Raw genomic sequence first — 25323 nt, 5'->3', positions numbered from 1 at the left:
CGACGACCTTGTATCTTTATAGTTGTCAGACGTCCGGCAACTCTTGCAGGAGTTTGTCCGGCGTTATCGGAAAGCTGCGGGCACGAACACCGCAGGCATTGTAGATTGCATTGGCGATCGCGCCGGCCGCGCCGCAAATACCCAGCTCACCCACACCCTTGGCCTGCAGCGGGCTCCCGGCAGGATCGCGTTCCTCCACCAGCACGACATCGAGGTGGGGCACATCAAGGTTCACCGGCACATGATATTCGGTAAAGTCCGGATTGACGATGTGCCCGTCACGCGGATCGAAGACAAGGTCTTCGGTCAATGCGCTGCCGATGCCCCATACCATCCCGCCCATGCACTGAGACGTGGCGGTCTTGGCGTTGAGCACCCGGCCCATCGAGAATGCCCCGGTGAAACGCCGCACCCTGGTTTCCCCCGAGTAGGCATTCACCGCCACTTCGGCGAAGAACGCCCCGTACATCGCGGCAGAAAAGGCATCCGTGATCTTGCCTGGCTTGAAGTGACCTTTTTGCGTCAGGTCCGCGCTGTCAATCAGTTCGCACAGGGCGGCCCTGCGGCCGCCGACCTGCACTAGCCCGTCCTTGAGCAACAGATCCGCCTCGTCGCAGCCCAGTTTTCTGGCCAGCACTTCGCGCAGGCCCTCGCAAGCTTCGAACACTGCCGAACCGGTGGACGCCGCACCCCAGCTACCCCCCGAACCGGAGCCGGGCGGGAAACGGGTGTCTCCAAGACGCACTTCCACCTTTTCCGGCTTAAGCCCGAGCATTTCAGCGGCGATCTGGCGCAACACCGCATACGTACCGGTGCCGATGTCGGTCATATCGCTTGCGACCACCGCCGTGCCGTCCATCCGCAGCGTCACTTCGGCCTGTGCCTCGTTGATGTTGTGGACCCTGGTGGCCGTAGCCATGCCCGTGCCTATCCACCATTCGCCTTCACGGCGCTGACAGGGCCTGCGCTCCGCGCTAATCCAGCCAAAGCGCTCGGCCCCGATCTTCAGGCACTCTTCGAGCTTGCGTGAACTGTACGGCGTGCCCTGGGTGGGGTGACATTCGGGAATGTTGCGCAGCCGCAGGTCGACAGGATCGATGCCGGCTTTCTCCGCCAGTTCGTCCATAGCCGCTTCAAGCGCCTGCATGCCCACTGCCTCGCCCGGCGCGCGGACCGAACCTGCCGTCACCCGGTTCATCCGGCACAATTCGAGGTCGAGCACGCGGTTTTCGCCGGGGTAAAGGAATTCGCTTGCCTGAAGCACCGGTTCCGCGAATTTCTCGCCCGCAAGATTGGAAACCCAGGCCTCATGGCCAAATCCGGTCAGGCGACCTTCCTCGTTCACTGCCAGCCGCAGGCGCTGGCGCGTCTCGGAGCGGCGCATCACGCATTGGAACACCTGTTGTCGCAGCATGACGACGCGGACAGGTCGATGCAGCGTGATCGCCGCCACCGATGCCGCCACGCCTTCCGGGCTGATCCCCAACTTCGAACCGAAACCGCCACCGACATAGGGCGAAACCAGACGCACCGCTTCGAGCGAAAAGCCCAGAGCGTCGGCCAGCTCCTTGCGGTTATAGCGCAGCATCTGCAGGCTGGAATGAAGCGTCAGCGTCTCACCATCCCACTGAGCGATGGAGGCGTGCGGCTCCATCGCCGCGCTGTTGTGGCCTTCGGTGGTATAGATCGCATCGACGCTGTGCGCCGCTTGCGCCATCGCCCGATCGAGATCGCCCTGGACGGTCGGTTCCTCGAAAGGTTCGAACGCGACGGCGTCGTCTTCGCGGTCGGTGATTGCATCGATCGCTTCGGTGTAGACGATCTTCAGGTGCCTGGCCGCATGGCGCGCCTGCTCGAACGTCTCGGCGACCACCAGCGCGACGGGCTGCCCATAGTAGTGCACGTCCTGAACCTTGCGGACCGGTGACTTGCCGGCACCACCCTGGGCGGCGCGGGCCGTCATGCGCTCGTCCGAGACGACCGCAAGGACGCCGGGCAGGTCCTTGATCGAATCCTCATCGATCAGGGTCACGGTGCCCTTCGCGATCGTGGCGGTGACAAGCACGCCTTGCGCGCAGTTCTCGATACGATACTCGGCGGCATAAGTCGCAATGCCGGAAACCTTGAGCGGGCCTTCGGGCCGGTCCAGCGGCATTCCGATGACACCTTGCGCCATCTTATCGAGACGGTTGCGCGTGTCGGGCTCGTCCATGATGAAGGACCGGGTCATGCCGCGTCTCCTGTCGCCTGACGCAGCACGGATTTGAGGACCCGACGCGTCATGGGAACCTTGAAATCGTTGCGGCCGCAGCCCTGGGCATCCGCCAGCAGTGTGTCGGCCACCTGATCGAACAGGCTGTCGCCCGGTTCCTGACCGCGCAGCAGGTCGTTGACACGTGGATCATGCCAGGGTTTGTGCGCGAGGCCGCCGAATGCCAGCGAAGCGTTCGCAATCCTGCCGTTGTCCATGGCGATGACGCAGGCGATCGACACCAGCGCGAAGGCATAGGACGATCTGTCGCGCACTTTGCGGTATATCTGCGTACCGCCCAGCGGCCTGGGCAAAAGCACGGCGGTAATGACGTCGCCTGCAGCGAGAACGGTGTCCTCCTGCGGACGGTCGCCCGGAAGACGATGGAAATCCCGTACCGCGATCGTACGCAAGGCGCCATCGGGCCCGCTGACTTCGACCCCGGCATCGAGCGCGCTCAGCGCGACAGCCATGTCCCCAGGGTAAGTGGCAATGCACTTCTCGCTGGCTCCCAGTATGGCATGCAGCCGATTGAACCCACCCAGGGCGCTGCACCCGCTGCCCGGTTGCCGCTTGTTGCACGGCTGGTCGCGGTTGTAGAAGTAGAAGCAGCGCGTGCGCTGGCACAAGTTGCCGCCCGTCGTCGCCTTGTTCCGCAGCTGGAACGTCGCACCAGCGAGGATCGCGCGGGCCAGAACCGGATAATCGTTCGCGATGCGCCTGTCCGCTGCGCAGGCACTGTTGGTCACCAGCGCGCCGATGCGAAGTCCCCCTTCGTTCGCCTCGATCGTGTTCAGCCCCAGTCGATTGATGTCGACGATCGTTTCGGGCGTTTCCACTTCCAGCTTCATCAGGTCGAGCAGGTTGGTACCACCCGCGATCAGGCGTGCGCCGTCGCGTTTCAGCTCCGCCGCATGCGTCACCGCCTGAGCGCGGGTATATGTGAAGGCCTTCATCGCGCCGCCTCCAGCACTTCGGCAATGGCATCGACGATGTTGGAATAGGCACCGCAGCGGCACAGGTTTCCACTCATGCGTTCGCGGATCTCATCCGAAGTCAGCGTCACGGGCCCTGCAAGATCGTCGCTGACGAAGCTGGCCCAGCCGGCCTTTGCCTCATCGATCATCGCCTTCGCCGAGCAGATCTGGCCAGGCGTGCAATACCCGCACTGGAACCCGTCGTGCTTGACGAAGGCGGCCTGCAGCGGATGAAGGCTGCCGGGCGTTCCAAAGCCCTCGATCGTGGTGACGCTATCGCCTTCGTGCATCGCGGCGAGAGTCAGGCAGCTGTTGATTCGTTGGCCATTGACGATGACCGTGCAGGCTCCGCACTGCCCGTGGTCGCACCCCTTCTTCGTGCCGGTCAGGCCGCAGTCGTCACGCAGGAAATCCAGAAGGGTGGTCCGCGGATCGCCCGCGAAATCGTGATCCGATCCATTGATCGTAAGGGGCATTGCGTCCTCGCGTGCTCGAAGAGCCCCACCAGGTGACGTGCTCACGCTGGCGGGAAGTCATGGGTGGCTCTGCTGCGCCAACGGGTGCCAGGATCAGAAGTTGCCGCACATTGCGTCAGGTTCGCTTTTGATGGCGACAACCAGGCCTTGGCCTCGCGCGCCGCTGCCCTTCAGCTCTTGACGGGCGTCGGTAACGGGCGACCCAGCGCGCCCTTACTCGTCCATTCCCGTCAGCCAGATCAGCGCTGCGGAGCCGATCTGCAGTTCGCGACTTTCATGGCAGCATGGCCGATGGACGCGGTCAACAACCTGGAGCATGACCGTTGACCGACTGGATAACACAGATGATCGAGGACATGGGTTATCTGGGGATCGCACTGTTGATGTTCCTGGAAAACGTGTTCCCGCCCTTACCCTCCGAAGTCATCATGCCGATGGCGGGATACACGGCAAGTGAAGGGAAGCTTAGCCTCGCAGGCGTGCTCATTGCCGGAACAGCCGGCACTCTTCTGGGCGCCTGCTTCTGGTACTCTGTCGCGCGCAGGCTCGGCGACGAGAGGTTGAAACGCTGGGCTCGCAGGCATGGACGTTGGATCACCCTGTCTCCCAGACAGATCGGCGGCCTGGAGAAGGGCTTTGAGCGCCACAACCGATGGGCGGTCCCGCTTGGCCACCTTGTTCCCGGCGTTCGAACCTTGATTTCGATTCCAGCGGGTATCTTTCGGATGAGCCTGGCCCGCTTCGTGTTCCTCACTGTGCTCGGCGGCGGGATCTGGACGACTGCGCTGGGCGCTAGCGGGTACGCCCTTGGCCGCCAGTTTGACGAGATCGACCGCTATCTGGGTCCCGCCAGCACCGCGATCATGAGCCTGATCCTGATCGTGTACCTCTACAGGGTAATCCGGTTTCGAGAAGCCTGAGACGCGCCTGTTCAGGCAGGGTCAGTTCAGGCGGCGGGAGCGGCCTTTTCTGCAATCCCGCCGGGAGAGGATTGTCCGGCAAGGCCGCATGCGTGGAAAAGCGTCATGCAAAGGAACATGAACGCAGGCTTGCGCGTCGGCGCCCGCCGATCGAACGAGCCAGTTTGCACGGCAGCACCATCTACGACGTCAACAGTATCCTCCACGAAATCCTCGTGGTACAGCCAGGTTGATCCGTAATATCGAGCGTTATGTCGGTATGGCGATCGAGCGTGCGCAACCTGCTTTCTCAACGGTAGTTGTCCCCGCAATGCCATGCTGAGCCAACGAGGAACGCCGATCCGCCCAAGCCCCATCCTTGAACGCATTTTGGCGCGATCGCTTGATCGCCCACTTGCGACACCTTGGCGTTATGTGCTGGCAACCCTTTCAATTGCCGTGATTGCAGTGGTGCGAGCGTTGTTCATCACTTCGCTGCTTCCATGGCTCCTGTTCATTCCCGTCATCCTGATCGTGGCCCTCGTGTTTGGGCAGCGTGTTGGCGTCTACGCGAGCTTTCTCTCGGCGTTTGCCGCTGCAATCACAATCGGTTCGACCGCGCAACCTCTGTTCCTGTCCCAGGCGCAATGGACAGGCTCGGTTCTTTTCCTGGTCGTCACCGCGATGCTGGCGCGCCTTGTCGGCGAATTGCGCCTGGTTTTCCAGAAGGCGCGGTCCCTTAATACCGAACTCGAGGAGCGACAGGGATTTCTGGCGGGGGTTCTGGCCAGTTCGACCGATTGCATCAAAGTCCTCGATCTGGATGGACGGATGATCTTCATGAGCGAAGGAGGTATGAAGGTCATGGACGTCAGCGACTTCAATCAAGTCAAGGATTGTCCCTGGCTCGACTTCTGGGAAAGCGAAGGACACCTCGAAGCCGAGGCCGCCATCGCACGTGCTCAGGCGGGACGCTCCAGCCATTTCATCGGCAAGGCGGAGACATTCGCCGGCACTTCGAAATGGTGGGACGTTTCCGTGTCCCCAATTCTGAAGGCCGATGGCAAACCAGATCGGATCCTCTCGGTTTCGCGCGACATGACCCCGCTGATGGAGGCGCGTGAACAACAGCAGCTTCTGATTGGAGAGCTTGGCCATCGGCTCAAGAACGTCCTTGCTCTCGTCCAGTCGATCGCAAGCCAGACTTTTCGGCAGAGCGAAAACATCAAGGCAGCCGATGCAGCTTTCTTCGCCCGGCTTTCCGCCTTGGGCCAGGCCACCGATGTCCTGACGTCCACGGCCTGGCAAGCCGCCACGCTGCATGAGGTCGTCAAAGCCGGGATGTCGTCAGTCGGCGACGCGAAAGGCCGGGTCGAGCTGGACGGTCCGGATATCCGGCTTGATGCGCAAGTCGCTCTCGCGCTGACACTCGCGCTGCACGAACTCACGACCAACGCCTGCAAATATGGCGCCTTGTCGAACGAGGAGGGAACGATCTCGCTCCGCTGGGCGAAAGAGCGGGCACCAAACTCGCCTGAGCCGCGTTTCATTTTGCAATGGCAGGAAAAGGGCGGCCCTGCGGTGACGCCGCCTGCTCGAAAAGGCTTTGGTTCAAAAATGATCGAGCGTTCCTTGGGCGCCTATTTCCGTGGTGAGACGTCCCTGGATTTCGATCCGGCAGGAGTCATTTTCCGCATCGATGCCCCGCTGCCCAAGGCGAGTGCTTCGGAACGCTAAGATGGGCCAGGCAGTAGATACATCCCGCCACGGCATTTTGATCGTCGAGGATGAACCCCTTATCCGGCACGATCTTCTCGATTTCTTCGAGGATGCGGGCTTTGAGGTGTTCGAAGCGGAGAATGCGGAATTTGCCATCAAACTGATGGCTATGCAGCCTTCGATCCGGGTCGTCCTGACCGACGTGGACATGCCCGGATCGATGGACGGTGTGAAACTGGCGCATTATATCCGCAAGCGTTATCCTTCCACTCTCGTCCTCATTGCATCGGGAGCGTTCCGGCTTGCCGTCGCCGACATGCCAGCGGATGCCATATTCATCGGCAAGCCCTTCGATCCGCGCGCAGTCCTGAAGACGATCTGCAGCGCGCCCGTGTCCTGAGCATGGAGTATCGGGTATTCTGGGCAGAACGGTAGGCCCCGGGTGACTGAGCACCATCGTTGCCATGGCGTTCTGCCGATATCGCGTACTCAAGCCTGACGCGAAGAGGCGAAGCCTGATCGCTGCATCTCACCGTCTATTCGATGACCTTCGACCGGCAGGCGCAAGCGTGGCCTGAACAGGAGGGCGCGCGAGGTGCGGTAATGCGCTGCCGGGAAGGCCGCGGGCACTGGTCAGAGAGTGCGGGTTCGCCCTTCAAGCATCAAGTGACGCCATGGCCTCGAGCGCTTACCCGGGGTAAAAAGGTATCACCATCTTCCTGACCGATCCGCGGCCGCGTATTACGCCCGACGACACAAGGCTCCGGATGCCAGAGTGGCCGGCGCCGCACCGCCACCTCCTGTCGCATCGCCTTGTCGCCCCCAATGCGTGTGGCGCCACGCTTGGTATGCAGCCGGGCTTGGGCTATCACCCTGCCATGATGAGATTTCTGGAAGGTGGCGGGGTACAAGCCGACGCGATTCGTGCGCTGGACTGGACCGGCAACCCCATCGGCGAGCCGGGGCAATGGCCTGTCGCGCTCAAGCATGCCGTTAGTCTCATCCTGGCATCGCGTTTCCCTCAATGCATCGTGTGGGGACAGGCCCTCATCACCATCCCCAACGAGGCTTTCCTCGAAATCCTCGGGGACAAGCCCAATGCCATGGGGCGCCCTTTCAGCGACGTATGGAGCGAAGTGTGGTTTTCGCTGGCGCCGATCGTCGAGAAGGCCTTCGCCGGGGACGCGACCTACATCGAGAATTTCCCGCTTACCATCGATCGGCATGGTTACCCGGAGAGCACCTGCTTCACGTTCTGCTACAGCCCCATCCGCGACGAGAGCGGGAAGGTGGTCGGCATGCTCGACACGGTCACAGAGACGACAGCGCAGATGAAGCTGCGCGATGAGATCGCGCAACGCACCGAAGCGGAAACGGCGCTGGCAGCGGTCGAGGAGCGCTATCGCCTCGCCGGCAAAGCAACCAATGACGCAGTCTGGGACTGGCACTTCGCGTCCAATCACGTGATCTGGAACGAAGCTCTTGAAACCACGCATGGGTACAAGCTGGCGGAAGTGGACCCCACTGGGGAGTGGTGGATCGAGCATATCCATCCCGATGATCGGGACCGCGTCAACGACAGCATTCATGCAGCGATCGACGGCACCGCCGATGCCTGGTCCGACGAATATCGCTTCTGCCGTGCCAACGGCAATTATGCAGCAATCCTCGATCGCGGACACGTGATCCGGGATCAGAGCGGCAAGGCCGTACGAATGATCGGCGCGATGCTCGATCTGACCGAGCGCCAGCGTACGCGTGCCGAGCTTGCGATGAACGAGGAGCGCCTGCGTCTGGCGACCCAGGCCGCCGAAGTCGGTTTCTGGGACGTCGATGTCGTTCATGACATTCTGATCTGGCCGCCCATCGTCAAAGGCATGTTCGGGATTTCGCCGGACGTGCCGGTGTCGATGGGGGACTATTACAGCGGCCTTCATCCCGATGATCGCGAGGCGACCTCGCAAGCTTATGCGGCTGCCGCCGACCCTGAACGTCGGGCGGTATACGATGTCGAATATCGGACCGTTGGAAAGGAGGACGGCATCTTGCGGTGGGTCGCCGCGAAAGGGCGCGGCGTCTTCGACGAAGATGGCCGCTGTCTCCGGGTTATCGGGACGGCCATCGACGTCACCGAAAGGAAGCGTTCCGAGGCTCAGCTCCTTGAGTTGAACGAACATCTGGAACGACGGGTGGCTACTGCCATTGCCGAGCGTGAACAGATCGAAGAGGCGCTGCGTCAATCGCAGAAGATGGAGGCCGTCGGCCAGTTGACCGGCGGCATCGCCCACGACTTCAACAACATGCTGGCGGTCATCATAGGCTCCCTTGACTTGCTCAGTCGCCGGCTTCCATCGGATGACCCGCGCGCCAGGCGCTATGTCGATGCCGCGCTGGAAGGCGCAGCCCGGGCTACTACCCTTACACAGCGCCTCTTGGCGTTCTCTCGCCAGCAACCTCTCAATCCCGAGGTTCTCGATGCGAACAAGCTGGTTCCGGCCATGTCGGACCTCCTTGCGCATTCGCTCGGCACCGATATTCGCCTCGGAACCGTTCTTGCCGCTGGGCTGTGGCGTACACATGCCGACCGCAACCAGCTGGAAAATGTCATCCTGAATCTCGCGGTCAACGCACGTGACGCGATGCCGGACGGCGGGAGGCTCACTATCGAGACGCAGAACGCCCATTTCGATGAGCGCTACTCTGCGGCCAACCTTGGTGTTCCCGCAGGGCAGTATGTGTTGATCGCGATGACGGATACCGGCAGCGGCATGGCCGCTGACATCATTGCCAAGGCATTCGACCCCTTCTTTACCACGAAACAGGTCGGCAAGGGCACCGGGCTGGGGCTTAGCCAGGTGTACGGTTTTGTGAAGCAGTCAGGCGGCCACGTCAAAATCTACTCGGAGCCTTCTCAGGGCACGACCGTCAAGATCTACCTTCCTCGCTTTCTGGGGGAGGATGCCCAGCCTGAGCCCTTTGCGCCCCAGCCGCTTCCGATGGGAGAGCATCAAGAGCTCGTTCTTGTCGTCGAAGACGAGCCGGCAGTGCGCGAATTCAGCGTTGCTGCATTGAAGGAGCTGGGATACCAGGTGTTGGAGGCCGACGGGGCCCTGACGGCGTTTCGTCTGTTGGACGCGCATCCTGAAGTCACCCTGCTGTTCACGGACATCGTGATGCCGGACATCAATGGGCGTAAATTGGCAGATGAAGCTCTTCGTCGGCGCCCTGAGCTAAAAGTGCTGTTCACCTCGGGCTACACCCGCAACGCAGTCGTCCACAATGGCGTCGTGGATCCGGGTGTCGAGTTGATCAGCAAGCCGTTCACCATTGAGCAGCTTGCAGCCAAAGTTCGTGCGGTGCTGGAATCCTGAATGCCAGGACTGTTGATTGGTAAACAGCTGCCGCAGGTCTCCCATGACCGGCAGATTCTGAGCCCAAGAGCCTGCGTGCAACCCAATGGCCCAGGAGAGCATCGAAGTCTCGCGGTCTTCCGGCGGCGGGAAAATGTACTGAACCCTGCCCCGATCGACGGATGCATCAGGCATGGCTGCTGGTTTGAAATCCTGCGGTTGGGCCAGCGATGTGCCGCACAAACGGAGCCAAGTGCGCATTTTCCACGGATCGACGAAGGGGGTGGCGATCGGGGCCAGTGCCAATCGCCACTGCCAGAGCATACCATCCGCATTGCACCGGCGATCCGATCCTGGCCATCACCGATGCAGAGCCTTAGCAGATCTCGCTACGGCGACAGGCGCTCCAGGGCTGCGTTGCGGGCTCCCGGTTTCACGCTGGCAACAGCGATGACGCGCGCGCTTGCCACTGGCTCCATGATCGTGGACATCGCCACGTATTCGCCCCGCGCATGGTCGTGCGTCAAGGTGAGCAGGATATAGCCCTTCGCGCGCTGGTCGCAGAAACGCACTTCGGGGCTGACCGTCTCGAGCAGGTCGCCCAGTGGGAGGCCGGGCAGAGCGTCGCCTACCGACGGGCTGGATATCGACGACGTGCCGAATTCCACGGCCACTGGCGTGCCTTTCTCGTCCTTCAGTTCGTTGAGCCAGAAGGCATGGCTGTCGCCCGCCAGCACCAGCGGACTGGAGCCGGAACGCAGGATGCTGCGATACAGGCGTTCGCGCGCGGCCGGGTAACCGTCCCAGGCATCGAGGTTGAACGGCAGGCCCGCCCGGAACCCGGCCTGCGATGCTTCCACTTGTCCGCGAATGTCGGGCGCCAGCCTGGCAAACATCGCCGCCGCTTTTTGTGCGCCGAACAGCTTGGCCATGTCCGGGCCGTTCACGCGGGCCATGTTGACCTGATTGCCCAGCACCTGCCAGCGCGTGCCCGCCTTGACCGACGCGGTCAGCCTCCCTTCCAGCCAGGCGCGCTGCGGCTCGCCCAGCATCTCGCGATCGGAGCGATTGCGCTCCGCCAGAACGGCGGCGATATCCGCCTCGGCGGGCATCTTGCCCTTGAAACCGGCCTGTTCGCTGCGCGCCAGCAACCGAGTCTCGACCATCATCAGGCTGGCAAGATCACCGAATTCGAAACTGCGGTTGATTGCTTCCCACGGATCGTTTCCGGCAGGGTCGCGGATCGGCATCCATTCGAAATAGGCCTGCATTGCGGCCGCTTTGCGCCGCGCCCATTCGCCTTCGCTATGAGGCTGATGGTTTTCGGCCCCGCCCGTCCAGGCATCGTTGGCAGTCTCGTGGTCGTCCCACACGCAGATGAAAGCGGCGCGGGCATGCGCTGCCTGCAGCGCGGCGTCGGTCCGGTACTGCGCGTGGCGGGTGCGGTAATCTTCCAGCGACACGATCTCATGCGCGGGTTGCACCGACCGACCCAGCTTGCGGCCGATCTCTCCACCGTAGCCGTCTTCGCCATATTCGTAGATATAGTCGCCCAGATGAACAACCGCGTCCACGCGGTCGCGCCGGGCGATATCGTCATAGGCGGTGAAGTAGCCGCCGGGGTAGAGCTGGCAGGACACCACTGCCAGCACCACCTCATCGGCTGAGCCGCGCGGCAGGGTGCGGAACCGGCCTGCCGGCGATCGGGTACCGTCCGCCAGTTCGAACCAGTACCAGTATTCGCGGCCAGGCTGCAGGCGGCGCGGTTCCACCTTCACGGTGAAATCGCGCGCGCTGTGGGCCTGGGCACGACCGCTCTCGAGCGGCTTGCCGCCCTGTGTCGCTGCGACCTGCCACTGTACCGGAAATGCTGCGTCCTGCCCGCTGCCGTCAGGCGTCACGCGCGTCCACAGTATGGCGCCTGTGGATGTGGGGTCGCCGCTGGCGACCCCGTGCAGGAACTTCGCTCCGGTCGGCGCGGCAGCGCAAGCCAGACCGGGAAGGACCGCGCTCGATCCCAGTGCCGCCAGTGCAGCGCGCCGATTGACCCTCACTGCCCCGCTCCGAAGCGGAAGCTGGCGGCAACACCGTAGAAGCGCGGGGCGCCCGCGATGAACGTGGGCAGGCCCAGGCTGTCACCCGTGTTCCCTGCGTCCATGATGTACTTCTTGTCGAAAGCGTTTTCGATGAAAGCCTCCACCCGCCATGCGCTGCCCGGCGCCTCGTATCCCAGACGCGCGTTGACCAGGGCATAGCCGCCCTGCATCTCATCCTGAATGTTGTCCGCGACCAGTGCCGCAGGGGGCTGCTGCAGATCCGCCCGATCGTTGTCGTCGTCAAAGAACACCGTGGACTGCCAGGTCACGCTGGGCGTGAAGATCACCCGGCCCGGGCCGGCCGGAACCGAGGCCATCGCCCCGAACGACGCGCTGTGATCAGGCGAGAGGCGGAAGCGGTTGCCTTCGCGGGCGCCTGCCTTGAACCGGCTGTGGTTCCAGGCATAGTTGGCGAACAGCGTCAGGGCCTGGCTCGGCTCCCAGCGGATCTGGCCTTCGAAACCGTAGCTCTCGGCCTTGCCGGCATCCACCAGAACGAACTGCGTGCCCTGCTGCACGGTCGTCTGGAAATGATCGTACTGGTAGAAGAACGCCGCGCCCTCGAGGAACAGCGTCCGGTTCATCAATGCGGCTTTGGCGCCCAGTTCGTAACTGTCGACGGTTTCTGCATCCAGCACCGAAAAGCGGGCCGGGTCGAACGGAGCGGAAGGTGCCCCGGCAGAAAGCACTTGCGGGCGACGACCGCGCGCATATGTGGCGTAAAGGCTGGTGTCATCGGACGGCGCGTAGCGTGCCGCAAGCCTCCAGGAAAATCCGCCGTTCTTGAGGCTCGCTGCGTCTTGCCCGCCATTGCCTGCCGTGGGCTGTGCGCCCAGACCGAAGAGCGGGACCGGGTAAGCGGCCGACACCGGGATGTTGGCTGCGCCGGGCGTCGCAAGCGCTGCGATCAGCTGATTGCGCACGGCTGCAGGCTGACCCAGCGCACCGATCAGACCACCCAGGATCGAGCGGCCATTGACCACGGAGGAGGCATAAGTGCTGCGTTTGTCGTCATGCGAATAGCGCAAGCCACCGGAGACTTCGAACCGGTCCGAAACGCGCACGGTGAGGTCGCCGAACAGATCGAATGCCCGCGTGCGCGCACCATTGATCGTATCTTCCAGATGACCGGGCTTGAGGTTGGCCGCGATCCCCTGCGCCGCCGCAGCCGGCAGTGCAAGGCCGTAGCTTTGCGCCACGCCCTGCAGCAACGCGCCGGTGAAAGCCGGGCTCGCCAGCAAGGCCATCGGTACCGGATCGTTCGCGCTGCGGCCGGCAATCGCGCCGCCGCCGTTCAGGGCTCCGGCCAGACGGGCCAGCACGGCGCGCTCATCGAACTGGGCCGGGGTGCGCTGCGTGCCCGTCTCATGGAAGTAGCTGCCGCCCAGAACGGCCGTGATCGGTCCGGCTTCATACGTGAGGCGCAAATCCTGGCTGGTCTGCTGGCCGCGGGCATCTTCCGCAGCGGTGAGGATCGGCAGCGACAGGCCGTCCGCGTCGAAGATTTCGAGGGCATCGAACCGGCGATAGGCGGTGGTGGAAGTCAGCTTCAGGCGGTCGGTCAGTTCCAGATTGCCAATGCCGGTAACGCCCCAGACCTGGCGATCGAGGCCAAGCGCCCTGCCGCCCTCGAAACCGGCTCCCGGTGCCAGCGCTGCAGCACTGTTGCGCCCGCGATCGCCGATAACGGCGCCCGTGGCCGGATCGGTCGGGTTGTACGCAATGGACTTGAACGCGGTGCCGTTAGGCGTGTCCTTCTGGTAATTGCCGATCAGGTCGAACGTCAGTGCGCCCGAGCGACCGTGGAAGCTGCCGCGCAGGGCCCTGGTATCCACCGAATTGAAATCGCCCCCGCCCAGCAGGTTCTTCACATAGCCGTCGCGCTGACGAACGCGACCTGCCAGGCGGATCGCCATGTCGTCATTCACCGGGACATTGGCCATCGCTTCTGCCGACCACGAATTGTAGTTCCCATAAGACACCGCGCCTGCCGCTTCGTAACGGTCCAGACTTGCCTTGTTCTGGATGATGTTCACAGCACCGATCAGGGCGCCGCGACCGTACAGGGTCGATTGCGGTCCCTTGGCGATTTCCACCCGCTCGATATCGAACAGCTCGACGTAGGAGCCGCGCGATTTCGAGATGGAAACGCCGTCCTGGAAGACCGAGACGCGCGGTTCGTTATACGCCGTGCCGCTGTCCGACGTAATGCCGCGCATTACGAAACCGGGGTTGTTGGGCGACTGGTTCTGTACGTTGAAGCCGGGGACGAAGCGCGAAAGCTGGTCGAACTCCTTGATCCCCAGGCGATCCATATCGCGCCCCCCCATCACGCTCAGTGTGATCGGCACATCGATCGGATCCTGTTCGCGCAACTGCGCCGTGACGACAATCGCCTCGCCGTTCCCGGCGCTGGCAGCATCAGCCCGCGCCTGCGCCGGAGCCAGAATGGAGATACCCATCGCGGCCAAAGTTATCGCTTGCGATTTCATAGTGTTACTTCCCCTGTTGCGGGGCAAGCGGGTAGGGCGTGGTTATGAAACCTGGATTACACCGGGCCGAGCTCATAGCCATCTGGCTGGCGAGGCTGGCGCGCGCTGCGAAAGTCGAGACGACGCGTAAGGCCGATACGTCCAACCGGCCGTGAACAGTGGCCTCATCGCCTGTTTGTAGCTGCCCGGGAGGCAGTCCGCAGCCGGTCCTCAAATTCGACGACAGGGTCCGCTGGTTCGAGCGCCGCCATGGGCATCCCGCCGGTCCGGCAGCGCCTGGCGCAGCGCTCGTCATTGCCAGCGATATCGGCGTCATTTCCGACAAACCGCGATGTCCAGGGTCCCGATCGACAGCGCGACGCCTGCGCATCGATCATCTTGTGCTGCAACCCGGTAGCTGAACAGCATCCGGTTTTGGCGCAAGTCGATCGCCGTTCCTGGGGCCCTGGGGGGACTGGCGCGCGCGCCGTTTGCACAGGGTTGTCCCCATGTCGGACGTGCGAGGGCAATCTAGCCGGTTGACCGAGAGATGTCGAAAGTGAGAACATAAAAGGAACAAAATCCGAGTCTCAAGAATCACCATGAACCCCGCTTCCTCTTTGGCGCATCCTGGCATCGATGCCCTGCGCGCCCTGGCAACGCCGCTCGCCGATCATCGGATCCTACCCTTTGGAGCCGACGCGCTGGATGCGCGGCTGGTCGCCGGCGGTCTGCGCGCCGGCGCCTTGCACGAAGCGGCGGCGCTGACCTGCTCGCTGGTCGATGATGCGGCGGCGACGCTGTTTCTGGCCGGTATCGCGGCGCGTGAGGCCCGCGCGGCGGCAGCGCCTGTCCTGTGGGTCAGCTGCCGCAACGACCTTTATGCCCCCGGTCTCGAACAGGCAGGGCTTGCGTCCGGCGATGTCATCCACGCGCAGCCGCGCGACGATGCCGCGCTGCTCGCGGTCGTCGAGGATGCGCTACGCGATGGAACGCCGGCGGCCGTGGTCGCCGAAGCCAGCAAGGTTTCGATGGTCGCGACACGCCGCCTGCAGCTAGCGGCAGCTGAAGCGGATATCCCGGTACTCCTGCTGCGGCGTCACCGCGGACGGGATCGGGACCCGCTGTGCGACACTTCGGCCGCCTGGACACGCTGGCGAATTTCGGTCGCGCCGTCCCAGAGGCTGGGCGTTGCCGGCGTCGGACGCCCACGCTGGCTGGTCGAGCTTGCACGCCAGCGCGGCGGCGAGGGCTTTTCCCTGATCGTGGAGGGATGCGATGCGACGGGTCGTCTCGCTGTTCCTGCCGTTTCTGGCCATCGAACGGCTGAGACGGCAGGACCGGCTCACCGCACCGCGGCCTGAGCCGCGCGCGCTCCAGCTTCCTGTCGATGCCGATCCCGGTGCCTGCTCGGTCCCGCGCGGGGGCGGGTGGCGCCCCGGTGCGCGCTGGGCGCGCGAGAGGCAGGTCGAGGGTGATGCCCAGGCTCGTGAACGTTCCCGTGCAGATGTCGAGCGCGAGATCGCTGGCCTGCCGCTGCACGCCCGGCCGCCGATGCGCGAACTGGGTCGGCGCTCGGAAGCGGCAGAACATCCGTTCAGGCGGGAAGCCTCGGCACCGGTGTCCGGGCATCTGCGGTCTGCGCCGCAAGTCTCGGCTGCCCCGCTGGCGCTCATTGGCAAAGTCGGCCGCCGCGACGAGATCGTCTCGGCCTGTCCGGCCGCAAGGGCTCTGGGCATCCATCCAGGCATGGCGGCAACGCATGCCCGGGCGCTGGTATCCGATCTCGATTTCCGCGCCGCAGAGCCGGATACCGACGCGGCGCTGCTCGATCGCCTCGCGCTGTTCGGGATCCGCCGCTGGTCGCCGATCGTCGCGGTCGCGCCGCCCGACGGCATCTGGCTGGACCTGACAGGCGCTGCGCACCTGCATGGCGGGGAGGCGCGTTTCTGCCAGCGGCTTCATGCCTTTTGCCGGCGGGCAGGGTTCACGGCGCGCATCGCGATTGCCGATACCCCGGGCGCCGCGCATGCGCTCGCTCGCTTTGGCGCCAGGGACATCGCGATCACGCCCGCCGGTGGTGTGACGAAAGCGCTCTCGCCGCTGCCGGTCGCAGCGCTGCGCCTCGACAGCGGGGCGCTCGTCGCAGCGCGCAAGTTCGGCTTCGAGACGATCGCCGACCTCTTGCCGGTGGCGCGAGGGCCCCTGGCGCGCAGGCTGGGGCTGGCCGCGATCGAGAGGCTCGACCAGGCGCTGGGCGGCAAGGCTGAACCGATCACCCCGCGCGAGGATCTCGTGACGCCTGCGGTCGAGCGGCGGCTGCTCGAACCGGTCGGTACGGCCGAAGCGATCGCGCAAGTAATGCACGACCTGCTCGAGGATCTTGTGCAAGTGCTCCAGCGCAAGGGCCTGGGTGTCCGATCGCTGCGCTTCGTTGCCCTGCGTATCGACGGCGGCGAGCAGGTGGTGGCGATCGGCACCTCCCGGCCGACCCGTGAGGCAGCGCACCTGCTGCGCCTGTTGAAGCTGAGGATCGAGCGCATCGACCCCGGCATGGGCCTTGAGCAGTTCCGGCTGCTGGCACCCCATACCGAGCCGCTCGATGCCGAGAATCTGGGGGCGATCCTTGCCGGTGACAGGATGCTGCGCGATCCCGCGCGCCTGGTCGATGTCGTGGCCGGCAGGATCGGGCCCGGTTCGGTATTCCGCATCGCGCCTGTCGAAAGCCATGTTCCCGAGCGCGCGGTGAGGGCGACAAACCCGATCGGCACCACCGGCACCTGGCCGGCCTGGCAGCGCCCGGTGCGCCTGTTCGCGCGGCCCGAGCCCCTGCACCGGGTCATGGCATTGCTGCCCGACCAGCCGCCCAAGCGGTTCGAGTGGCGCGGGCGATCCCACACGGTCGTCGCCGGCGATGGGCCCGAGCGCATTCATGGCGAATGGTGGCGGCGCGACGCCGAAGTCTGGGCCGTGCGCGACTATTACCGGGTCGAGGACGAAGCGGGCGGCCGGTACTGGCTGTTCCGCCGGGGGGACGGCATCGCCGGCGAGACCGGCGATCTTTCGTGGTGGATGCACGGGATCTTCGCATGAGCGCCTATGTCGAACTCCAGGTGCTCACGCACTTCTCGTTCCTGCGCGGCGCATCGAGCCCCGAGGAACTGTTCTCGGCCGCGGCCAGGCTCGGCTATGGCGCCATCGGCATCGCCGACCTTGGCAGCGTCGCCGGGGTCGTGCGCGCCTGGGAGGCCGAGAAAGCGACGGGGGTGCGGCTGATTGCCGGGACCCGGGTCGACCTCTCCTGCGGGCGCCGTCTGCTGCTCTATCCGACCAACAAGTCCGCCTGGTCGCGGATCACGCGCCTGCTCACCATCGGCAAGCGCCGGGCAGGCAAGGGCGCCTGCCTGCTCCACTGGCACGAACTCGACGCCTGGTCCGAAGGCGTGATCGCCATTCTCCTGCCGCAGGAGGCAGATGCCGGGAATGCCGCGGCCTTGGCGGATGTGCGGTCCGTCTATGGGCGGCGCGCCCACATGGCCCTGTTCCAGCGTCGCCGCCCCGACGATGCCGTGCGGATCGATGCGCTTGCGCGCCAGGCAGCGCAAGCCGGGGTACGCGCGGTCGCGACCGGCGACGTGCTCTACCATGCGCCCGATACCCGGCTCCTTCAGGATGTAGTGACGGCGATCCGGCACAATTGCCGCGTCGACGAACTTGGCTATCGCCGCGAGGTCAACGCCGATCGCGCGCTGAAGTCGCCAGAGGAGATGCAGCGCCGGTTCGCCGCTTACCCCGATGCCCTGCGCGCCAGCGTCGATATCGCCAGCGCCTGCACCTTTTCGCTCGGCGATCTCACTTATCACTACCCCCACGAGCAGGTCATCGCGGGCCTGACCGCGCAAGCGGCCCTCGAGAAGATGACCCATGAGGCACTAGGCGCCATGTTCGATGGCAACCCTGCACAGGAATACCGTGACCAGATCGCGCATGAGCTCAAGCTCATCGCCGAACTGAACTATGCGCCCTACTTCCTCACCGTTCACTCGATCGTCGCAGAAGCGAAGCGCCGGGGCATCCTGTGCCAGGGGCGGGGATCGGCAGCGAACTCCTGTGTCTGCTTCGTGCTGGGCGTCACCTCGATCGATCCGATCAAACACGAACTGCTCTTCGAGCGCTTCGTCTCGGGCGAGCGGCGCGAGCCGCCCGATATCGACGTCGATTTCGAGCACGAGCGGCGCGAGGAGATCATCCAGTGGATATTCGAGACTTACGGGCGCGACCGGGCCGCGCTGACGGCGGTCATTACCCGGTTTCGCGCGCGCGGCGCGGTGCGCGACGTCGGCAAGGCCATGGGCTTGCCCCAGGATCTGACCGCGTCGCTTGCGGGGCTGGTCTGGGGCTGGTCCGCCGAAGGCGTGGGCGAGAAGCAGGCCCAAGAACTCAACCTCGACATGTCCGACCGGCGGCTGCGCCTGACGCTCGATCTCGCGCGCCAGCTGATCGGAGTGCCGCGCCAGTCGAGCCAGCATCCGGGCGGCTTCGTCCTCACGCACGATCGCCTCGATGATCTGGTGCCGATCGAGCCGGCCGCGATGGTCGATCGCCAGATCATCGAGTGGGACAAGGACGACATCGATGCCTTGCGCATGATGAAGGTCGACGTGCTGGGGCTCGGCATGCTGGGCTGCATGAACCGCGCTTTCAACCTCCTTGCCGAAACCAAGGACATCCACATGGGCCTGGCGGACCTGCAGGGCGACGATCCCGACGTCTATGCCATGATCCAGAAGGCCGACACGCTCGGCACCTTCCAGATCGAGAGCCGGGCGCAGATGTCGATGCTGCCGCGCATGAAGCCGCGCCGCTTCTACGACCTCGTAATCCAGGTCGCGATCGTGCGGCCCGGGCCGATCCAGGGCGACATGGTCCACCCCTATCTTCGCCGCCGCGAAGGGCTGGAGAAGCCGGAGTACCCGCGCCCCGAACTACGCGCCGTCCTGGAAAAGACGCTCGGCGTGCCGCTCTTCCAGGAACAGGCGATGAAAGTCGCGATCGTGGGCGCAGGGTTCACCGCCGTCGAGGCCGACCAGCTGCGCCGGGCGATGGCGACCTTCAAGATGACCGGCGGGGTCTCGCATTTCTCGGAAAAGCTGATCGAGGGCATGGTCTCGCGCGGGTACCCGCGCGATTTTGCCCAGCGCACCTTCCGCCAGCTGGAAGGTTTCGGCTCCTATGGCTTCCCGGAAAGCCATGCCGCGAGCTTTGCCAAGATCTCCTATGCCTCGAGCTGGATGAAGTACCATCATCCGGACGTCTTCTGCGCCGCCCTGATGAATGCGCAGCCGATGGGCTTCTACGCGCCGGCACAGATCATCGGCGATGCGCGCCAGCACGGCGTCGAGGTTCGACCGGTGTGCATCAATGCGAGCCGCTGGGACTGTTCACTCGAGCCGACGCGCGGCCGGTACCACGCCGTGCGGCTTGGCTTGCGGCAGGTGAGGGGGCTTTCCAACGCCGATGGCGCCAGGATCGTCGGTGCGCGCGGGGCAACGCCGTTTGGCAGCTTGGAAGATGCCTGGCGCCGGTCCGGCGTCCCGCGTGCCGCGATCGAGAAGCTGGCCGATGCCGATGCCTTTCGCACCTTCGGGGCCGACCGGCGGCAGGGCCTGTGGACGGCGAGGGGGCTGGGCGAAGCGCCCCTGCCGCTCTTTGCCGCCGCGGACGCAGCGCAGCGCCGGGCTGCCCAGGCGATCAGCGTCGAGGGGCACGAACCCGAGGTTGCGCTGCGCCCGCTCACCGATGGCCGCGAGGTGATCGAGGATTATCGCGCGCTGCAGCTGTCGCTGCGCGCCCATCCGCTGACCTTCGTGCGGGGCGAGCTGACCCGGCGCGGGGTTACGCGCTGCGCCGACCTCTTGAACATTCGCGACGGGCGCAAGGTCGAGGTGGCCGGGATCATCCTGGTGCGCCAGAAGCCGGGATCGGCCAAGGGCGTGCTCTTCATCACCATCGAGGACGAGACCGGCATCGCCAACGGGATCCTGTGGCCGGACCGCTTCGAGGCGCAGCGCCGCACGGTGATGTCCGCAGCGATGGTGGGCCTGAAAGGCCGGGTGCAAAAGGAGGGCGAGGTGATCCACGTCATCTGCGAGCGGATCGTCGACCATGGCGACTTGCTGCACAAGGTCGGCGAGATGGCGTTCCCCCACCAGACCGGGCGGGGGGACGGTGCGCGCCATGCCGGCGCGCCCGATCGCGGCGACGGGATCGCAGGAGAGCGGGACTGGAGCCCGAGGCCGGCCAACAGTTACTGGCCGCCGCATGCGCAAGGCTGCGATCCTGAAGAGGCCGTGCGCTTCAAGTCGCACGACTTTCACTGACCCGTGGTCACGCTCCCCAAACATCAGCGCGTGATCATAGCGCTGTCCGTACACATCCTGCGCGGCGGCGTCGTTCGCTGCAGCACTACCCGCGTCGATACCGTCGAGGTGCGCCTGGCGCTGCGCTGTCTGCTGGCGCATTGCCGCGAGCGCTGGCCGCTGGAGCTGTACTGGGATGCGGCAGGCCAGGAGAATGACATCGGCCGGGCGCAAGGCGTGACAGCCGCATTCAACGGGATCGTCAGGCAGCTGCGACTTGCAGGCCGTTATGAGGAAGGCGAACCTGCGTAAGCGGGTTTCGCGGCGCGCCAGGCATTCTTGCCGCGGCTGACCATCGGCACGCCGCATTCGCCGCAAAGCGCGTGATATGCGTCTTCCTTGCCTCGCGAAATCGAGACGGAAGATGGCTTGTGCCGACCAAGAGTGCACAGGAACCGCATGGGTCTCATCATACGCCATTGGCGCTGACGCGTCAGCGGCCCGGTCCTTCGCAGCCTGTGAATAGCGGGGAGAACTATGCCGTTTTGCGACGGACCGAATGCCGCCTTGGCAATCCCTGGCGGCATTGGGTGTCGTGCCTGTGTCATAATGGCTGGACACAGGGTTGCCCGGCATGGATCGTTCGCGGTCCGCTCGCTCCTGAAGGATATCGAATGCGTTTTGTCACTGCTGCCGTACTGGGCGCCGCGATCGTCATCTCCAGCCCGACCCTGGCGTGGGGACCTGTCGGGCATCGCATCACGGGCGCCATCGCGCAGGATGCCTTAAGCGGCGTGGCGCGTGCGAAAGTCGAGATCCTGCTGGGTCACGAGGATCTTGCTGAAGCCGCGACGTGGCCGGACGACATGCGCTCGGACCCTTCCGCGTTCTGGCAGAAGACCTCGCCCCCCTGGCACTATGTCACCGTTGCCGGCGACGATTATGTGCCATCCGACGAACCCGGAGAGGGCGATGCACTGACGGCGCTTACGCGCTTCACCGCGACACTGCGCGATCCGAAGGCATCGATCGACGATCAACGCATGGCACTGCGCTTCGTCGTCCATATCATCGGCGATCTGCACCAACCGCTGCACGTAGGCACGGGCACCGACAAAGGTGGCAATGCGGTCAAGGTCACCTGGTTCGGCAAGCCGACGAACCTGCACACCGTCTGGGATTCCAGCCTGATCGAACAGCGCGCGCTTTCCTATTCGGAGTATGCGCAGTGGCTGGAACGCTCGACGACGCCAGAGCAGGTGCTCCAGTGGAATGAACGCGATCCCAGGGTATGGATGCACGAAAGCATCGTCATGCGCCGCACCGCCTATCCGGCGGATCCGGCGCTCTCCTACGATTACGTCTACCGGCACCGCGACGATATCGACACGCGCCTGAAGATGGCCGGGATCCGCATCGCTGCGTATCTGAACCGGGTGCTCGAGCCCCCTCAGGGTGAGGGAGAGCCTGCGAAACGAAAATGACGCAGGTTTCCTGTTCCCATTTTGTTCTGATTATGGTACAGCCCCGGCATGGGCGACACCGCGATCCGCAAGATCATTCACGTCGATATGGACGCCTTCTTCGCCGCCGTGGAGCAGCGTGACGATCCCCGTCTGCGAGGGCGTCCGGTCGCGGTCGGCCATGGTGCGTCGCGCGGCGTCGTTGCGGCTGCCAGCTACGAAGCGCGCCAGTTCGGCGTGAAGTCCGCGCTTCCATCGGTGACCGCTCTTAGGCGCTGTCCCCAGCTTGTCTTCGTGCCGCCGCGCTTCGAGGTCTACAAGGATGTCTCGCGGCAGATCCACAAGGTCTTCGCGCGCTACACCGATCTGATCCAGCCACTCTCGCTCGACGAAGCCTACCTCGACGTGACTGCCAACAAGGCCGGCATCGAGACGGCCTGGAAGACAGCGAAGGCCATTCGGCAGGCCATCCTCGAGGAGACCGGCCTCACCGCGTCGGCCGGCATCTCGTACAACAAGTTCCTCGCCAAGCTGGCTTCCGATCACCGCAAGCCCAACGGACAGTTCGCGGTCACGCCCGATATGGGCGCGGCCTGGGTGGAGAGTTTGCCCGTCAGCCGTTTCCACGGCGTGGGTCCGGTAACGGCCGAGAAGATGAAACGCCTCGGCATCGAGACCGGGGCTGATCTGCGCGCCAAGCCGCTGGAATTTCTGCAGGAGAACTTTGGCAGTTCGGCGCAGTGGTACTTCGCGATCGCGCGTGGCATTGACAACCGCCCGGTCAATCCCAACCGGGTCCGCAAGTCCTCGGGCTCGGAAACCACGTTCGAACGCGACCTCACGGATCCCCATGAAATCGAAGCCGGTATTCTGAAGATGGCAGAAGATGTCTGGCGCTGGTGCGATGCCCGGCAGACGTTCGGCCGGACCGTTACCGTGAAGATCAAGTATGGCGATTTCCAGCAGATCACGCGAAGCCGCAGCCAGCCCGGCGCCATCCTGACCCGGGATAGCCTGCAGCGCTCGGCCATCGAGCTCGTTCGCACGGTGCTGCCGCCGGTGAAGGGAATCCGGCTGGTCGGTGTCACGGTATCGAACTTCGCGAAAGCTTGCGGCCAGGACGCCGCGAGCGCCGGTACTGTGCTGCCGATCTTTGCACCGAACGTGGCAGCATGATGTTCGATCTTTTCGACACGCCGGTCCTTCCGGGCCTCGCCGTGCGGCCCGATATCATCGATCCTGCAGAAGAGCGGATGCTTATTCGCAGGATCGACGAAAGCGACCTCACGCCCTTTCGCTTCCAGGGCTGGACCGGCAAGCGGCTGACGACCTCGTTTGGCTGGAGCTACGACTTCGAGGTCGGGCGGCCCATAAAGGCTGCGCCGATCCCGGACTGGCTGGCACCGTTTCGCGAAAGGGCAGCGATGCTTGCCGGTCTCGCACCCGAGCTGCTGATCCAGGCCCTGCTGATCCGCTACGATCCCGGAGCCGGCATCGGTTGGCATCGAGATCGCCCCGTCTATGCGCACATCGTCGGCATCTCGTTAGGCGCGGCAGCGACCATGCGTTTCCGCAGGCGCAAAGGCGAAAGCTTTGTTCGTGCGGCAATGCCGCTCGAACCGCGCGCGGGATATCACATCAGCGGACCTGCCCGGTACGACTGGGAACACAGCATCGCCGAGATGGAGATGGCGCGCTGGTCCATAACCTTTCGCAGTTTCTCTGGTTCAGCTCCTCGATGATATTGCATTACCGCTCGGCGGACATTCTATTGCGCGGTCTGATGCGGGGATTGCATCAATAATCTGGGCCGATCTGGATCCATTACGCAAGAACTGTCGTGATTATGTCGCGGATCATGGCTACTGGCTTTCTCTCGAAATGCCAAAGGCGTTCGCAGGAGAGTTGACTTGTGTTCGACCAGATAGACGCTGCCTATTTCCGGCAGCGCGCGCTCGACGAGCGGGAGAGGGCAGCCAATGCCCGGGGCGGCGCTGCAGAGCGTTTCAAGCGCCGCGCTGCCGCCTACGAGGCGAAAGCGCGCGCGCTGGTTTGACGGGCTCGGCAAGCGCGGCGGTGACGTGTCTGAGGCCCTGTGCCGACCCGTTTCATGGCTGCCCGTTTCATGGCTGGTCCGCTTCACCGGGCAACCTCATGCCGCCTCGCGCATTTCAATCTCCCTGCCGGCGATGACGAGAGAAAACCATGAAGGCGAGCCTGACCCCGGAGGCGCTGGAGCACCTTGCCCTGAACGCCCAGACGCTCGCTGCCGGCCAGCAGTTTGCAGCAGACGCCGATCGGCTGCGCGCCAAGGTCCGGACCCGGTGGCACACCGGTCTCGTCCCCATCTTCAGGAACTGAATGCCTCAGCCTTAGCGCGACGCGTTCCAGGGCCGCGCCCATTGCAGTCCACTTGCAGGTTGCGATAGGGGCATGGCGTGACCAGGAGCCGTGCCCATGTGTAACCGCGCCCGGATGAAAGGCGAAATCGAAACGATCTGGGGATCGATCGCCGAGCTCTTCAGCGAGCGTCCGCGCGACAATCGCTTCGATCCCCAGGAACTGCGCCCCAAAGGGCGGGCCTATGTCATTCGCGACAAGGACGGGGTGCGAGGCTGGGACGTAATGCGCTGGGATGTGCTGGGTGGCAAGGCCGCCTGGCCGATGACCAATGTTCGTAACCTGTGCGCACCTCAGTGGCGCCATCTCGCCGAGCGGCCGGAAAATCGCTGTCTGGTGCCGCTTACCGAGTTCTGCGAATTCACGCCCGAAAAGCACGACCTTGGCGACGGCAAGCCGCCGCTCAAGGGTGAGATGTGGTTTAGCGTCCCTGACAGACCGGTCTTCGCCGTCGCCGGCTTCTGGCAGGCCACCGAAAGCGGAAACGGCTTCGCAATGGTGACCTGCGATCCCAACCCTGTGGTAAAACCCATCCACCCCAAGGCGATGGTGACCATCCTCGAGGAGAGGGACATCGACACCTGGCTGCGCGGTTCCTATGCCGAGATCACCGCGCTGCAACGGCCGTTCGATGCTGCACGGATGGCCGTTCGAGGCCCGGTTTTTCCGACACGAATGCAGGCGCGGTAGCCCTTGCGCGGTCTGTCGCCTGGTGCGAGGGCCCGGTGGCCGGACGGCCCTGGTCCAGCGGTCCTAGACGATACCGTGCGCGCGCAACGGCGGCCTTCGTTGCGCCTCAAGGGCGTAGTCGGGGCGGGGCCGTAGCCGCGGCAGGGTCGGCGGGAAAGGGCCGGCGGGAAAG

19 protein-coding genes are annotated in these 25323 nt (G+C 64.4%); 14 read left to right on the top strand and 5 right to left on the bottom strand.

What is annotated here, in order from left to right; translation table 11 throughout:
• Positions 1 to 25: 25 nt before the first annotated feature.
• From GGR40_RS19990 to GGR40_RS19980, 3 genes are read right to left on the bottom strand one after another with little or no spacing between them, the layout of a single operon-like run.
• Positions 26 to 2230, bottom strand: coding sequence for a xanthine dehydrogenase family protein molybdopterin-binding subunit (locus GGR40_RS19990; protein ID WP_429278011.1), 2205 nt, complete (start codon positions 2228 to 2230; stop codon positions 26 to 28).
• Entirely contained in the window at positions 2227 to 3207 is a 981-nt protein-coding gene (locus GGR40_RS19985; RefSeq protein WP_429278010.1) for an FAD binding domain-containing protein, read from the bottom strand. The genes GGR40_RS19990 and GGR40_RS19985 overlap by 4 nt, the downstream gene beginning before the upstream one ends.
• Positions 3204 to 3704, bottom strand: coding sequence for a 2Fe-2S iron-sulfur cluster-binding protein (locus GGR40_RS19980; protein ID WP_429278009.1), 501 nt, complete (start codon positions 3702 to 3704; stop codon positions 3204 to 3206). Before GGR40_RS19980 ends, GGR40_RS19985 begins: the two co-directional genes overlap by 4 nt.
• A gap of 323 nt (positions 3705 to 4027) precedes the next feature.
• On the opposite strand from GGR40_RS19980, the gene GGR40_RS19975 reads away from it, so the two are divergent.
• From GGR40_RS19975 to GGR40_RS19960, 4 genes are all read left to right on the top strand, one after another.
• Complete coding sequence (locus GGR40_RS19975; protein WP_429278008.1) at positions 4028 to 4624, top strand: DedA family protein; 597 nt, start codon at positions 4028 to 4030, stop codon at positions 4622 to 4624.
• A gap of 414 nt (positions 4625 to 5038) precedes the next feature.
• Positions 5039 to 6340, top strand: a complete 1302-nt coding sequence (locus GGR40_RS19970) for a sensor histidine kinase (protein WP_429278007.1) — start codon at positions 5039 to 5041, stop codon at positions 6338 to 6340.
• A 1-nt stretch (position 6341) separates the two neighbouring features.
• Positions 6342 to 6722 (top strand): response regulator, encoded by a 381-nt coding sequence (locus GGR40_RS19965; RefSeq protein ID WP_429278006.1) that lies wholly within the window; start codon positions 6342 to 6344, stop codon positions 6720 to 6722.
• A gap of 478 nt (positions 6723 to 7200) precedes the next feature.
• Positions 7201 to 9693, top strand: coding sequence for a PAS domain-containing protein (locus GGR40_RS19960; RefSeq protein ID WP_429278005.1), 2493 nt, complete (start codon positions 7201 to 7203; stop codon positions 9691 to 9693).
• A 368-nt stretch (positions 9694 to 10061) separates the two neighbouring features.
• On the opposite strand, the gene GGR40_RS19955 is transcribed toward GGR40_RS19960, so the two are convergent.
• Together GGR40_RS19955 and GGR40_RS19950 are read right to left on the bottom strand one after the other, a co-directional pair.
• Positions 10062 to 11726 carry an alkaline phosphatase D family protein gene (locus GGR40_RS19955; RefSeq protein ID WP_429278004.1) on the bottom strand — a complete coding sequence of 555 codons (1665 nt, stop codon included), beginning with the start codon at positions 11724 to 11726 and terminating at the stop codon, positions 10062 to 10064.
• A complete protein-coding gene (locus tag GGR40_RS19950; protein ID WP_429278003.1) occupies positions 11723 to 14230 on the bottom strand; it encodes a TonB-dependent receptor in 2508 nt (835 codons plus the stop codon). The genes GGR40_RS19955 and GGR40_RS19950 overlap by 4 nt, the downstream gene beginning before the upstream one ends.
• Positions 14231 to 14841: 611 nt before the next feature.
• Between GGR40_RS19950 and GGR40_RS19945 the strand changes: the two genes are divergently transcribed.
• From GGR40_RS19945 to GGR40_RS19900, 10 genes are all read left to right on the top strand, one after another.
• Positions 14842 to 15603 carry an ImuA family protein gene (locus GGR40_RS19945; protein ID WP_429278002.1) on the top strand — a complete coding sequence of 254 codons (762 nt, stop codon included), beginning with the start codon at positions 14842 to 14844 and terminating at the stop codon, positions 15601 to 15603.
• Entirely contained in the window at positions 15518 to 17332 is a 1815-nt protein-coding gene (locus GGR40_RS19940) for a Y-family DNA polymerase (protein WP_429278001.1), read from the top strand. The genes GGR40_RS19945 and GGR40_RS19940 overlap by 86 nt, the downstream gene beginning before the upstream one ends.
• Positions 17329 to 20619, top strand: a complete 3291-nt coding sequence (locus tag GGR40_RS19935) for an error-prone DNA polymerase (RefSeq protein ID WP_429278000.1) — start codon at positions 17329 to 17331, stop codon at positions 20617 to 20619. Before GGR40_RS19940 ends, GGR40_RS19935 begins: the two co-directional genes overlap by 4 nt.
• A gap of 3 nt (positions 20620 to 20622) precedes the next feature.
• Entirely contained in the window at positions 20623 to 20910 is a 288-nt protein-coding gene (locus tag GGR40_RS19930) for a hypothetical protein (RefSeq protein ID WP_429277999.1), read from the top strand.
• Positions 20911 to 21272: 362 nt separating this feature from the next.
• Positions 21273 to 22082: a S1/P1 nuclease gene (locus GGR40_RS19925; protein ID WP_429277998.1), complete on the top strand. Its 810-nt coding sequence runs from the start codon at positions 21273 to 21275 to the stop codon at positions 22080 to 22082.
• A 48-nt stretch (positions 22083 to 22130) separates the two neighbouring features.
• Positions 22131 to 23237: a DNA polymerase IV gene (dinB, locus tag GGR40_RS19920; protein WP_429277997.1), complete on the top strand. Its 1107-nt coding sequence runs from the start codon at positions 22131 to 22133 to the stop codon at positions 23235 to 23237.
• Positions 23234 to 23803 carry an alpha-ketoglutarate-dependent dioxygenase AlkB gene (locus tag GGR40_RS19915; RefSeq protein ID WP_429277996.1) on the top strand — a complete coding sequence of 190 codons (570 nt, stop codon included), beginning with the start codon at positions 23234 to 23236 and terminating at the stop codon, positions 23801 to 23803. Before dinB ends, GGR40_RS19915 begins: the two co-directional genes overlap by 4 nt.
• 170 nt (positions 23804 to 23973) lie before the next feature.
• Positions 23974 to 24117, top strand: coding sequence for a hypothetical protein (locus GGR40_RS19910; protein ID WP_429277995.1), 144 nt, complete (start codon positions 23974 to 23976; stop codon positions 24115 to 24117).
• 149 nt (positions 24118 to 24266) lie between these two features.
• Complete coding sequence (locus GGR40_RS19905; RefSeq protein WP_429277994.1) at positions 24267 to 24422, top strand: hypothetical protein; 156 nt, start codon at positions 24267 to 24269, stop codon at positions 24420 to 24422.
• Positions 24423 to 24518: 96 nt separating this feature from the next.
• A complete protein-coding gene (locus tag GGR40_RS19900) occupies positions 24519 to 25151 on the top strand; it encodes an SOS response-associated peptidase family protein (protein WP_429277993.1) in 633 nt (210 codons plus the stop codon).
• Positions 25152 to 25323: the final 172 nt, after the last annotated feature.

The organism is Novosphingobium gossypii (assembly GCF_050433305.1).
Lineage (GTDB): Bacteria > Pseudomonadota > Alphaproteobacteria > Sphingomonadales > Sphingomonadaceae > Novosphingobium > Novosphingobium gossypii.
This window is presented reverse-complemented; position numbering and strand designations above follow the sequence as displayed.

Bases quoted from the DNA above. Each gene is read 5' to 3' on its own strand.
- GGR40_RS19950 (WP_429278003.1), bottom strand. From the start codon at position 14,230: ATGGGTATCTCCATTCTGGCTCCGGCGCAGGCGCGGGCTGATGCTGCC.
- dinB (WP_429277997.1), top strand. From the start codon at position 22,131: ATGGGCGACACCGCGATCCGCAAGATCATTCACGTCGATATGGACGCC.
- GGR40_RS19945 (WP_429278002.1), top strand. From the start codon at position 14,842: ATGAACCCCGCTTCCTCTTTGGCGCATCCTGGCATCGATGCCCTGCGC.
- GGR40_RS19900 (WP_429277993.1), top strand. From the start codon at position 24,519: ATGTGTAACCGCGCCCGGATGAAAGGCGAAATCGAAACGATCTGGGGA.
- GGR40_RS19925 (WP_429277998.1), top strand. From the start codon at position 21,273: ATGCGTTTTGTCACTGCTGCCGTACTGGGCGCCGCGATCGTCATCTCC.
- GGR40_RS19980 (WP_429278009.1), bottom strand. From the start codon at position 3,704: ATGCCCCTTACGATCAATGGATCGGATCACGATTTCGCGGGCGATCCG.
- GGR40_RS19960 (WP_429278005.1), top strand. From the start codon at position 7,201: ATGATGAGATTTCTGGAAGGTGGCGGGGTACAAGCCGACGCGATTCGT.
- GGR40_RS19935 (WP_429278000.1), top strand. From the start codon at position 17,329: ATGAGCGCCTATGTCGAACTCCAGGTGCTCACGCACTTCTCGTTCCTG.
- GGR40_RS19990 (WP_429278011.1), bottom strand. From the start codon at position 2,230: ATGACCCGGTCCTTCATCATGGACGAGCCCGACACGCGCAACCGTCTC.
- GGR40_RS19965 (WP_429278006.1), top strand. From the start codon at position 6,342: ATGGGCCAGGCAGTAGATACATCCCGCCACGGCATTTTGATCGTCGAG.
- GGR40_RS19905 (WP_429277994.1), top strand. From the start codon at position 24,267: ATGAAGGCGAGCCTGACCCCGGAGGCGCTGGAGCACCTTGCCCTGAAC.
- GGR40_RS19985 (WP_429278010.1), bottom strand. From the start codon at position 3,207: ATGAAGGCCTTCACATATACCCGCGCTCAGGCGGTGACGCATGCGGCG.
- GGR40_RS19915 (WP_429277996.1), top strand. From the start codon at position 23,234: ATGATGTTCGATCTTTTCGACACGCCGGTCCTTCCGGGCCTCGCCGTG.
- GGR40_RS19940 (WP_429278001.1), top strand. From the start codon at position 15,518: ATGCGACGGGTCGTCTCGCTGTTCCTGCCGTTTCTGGCCATCGAACGG.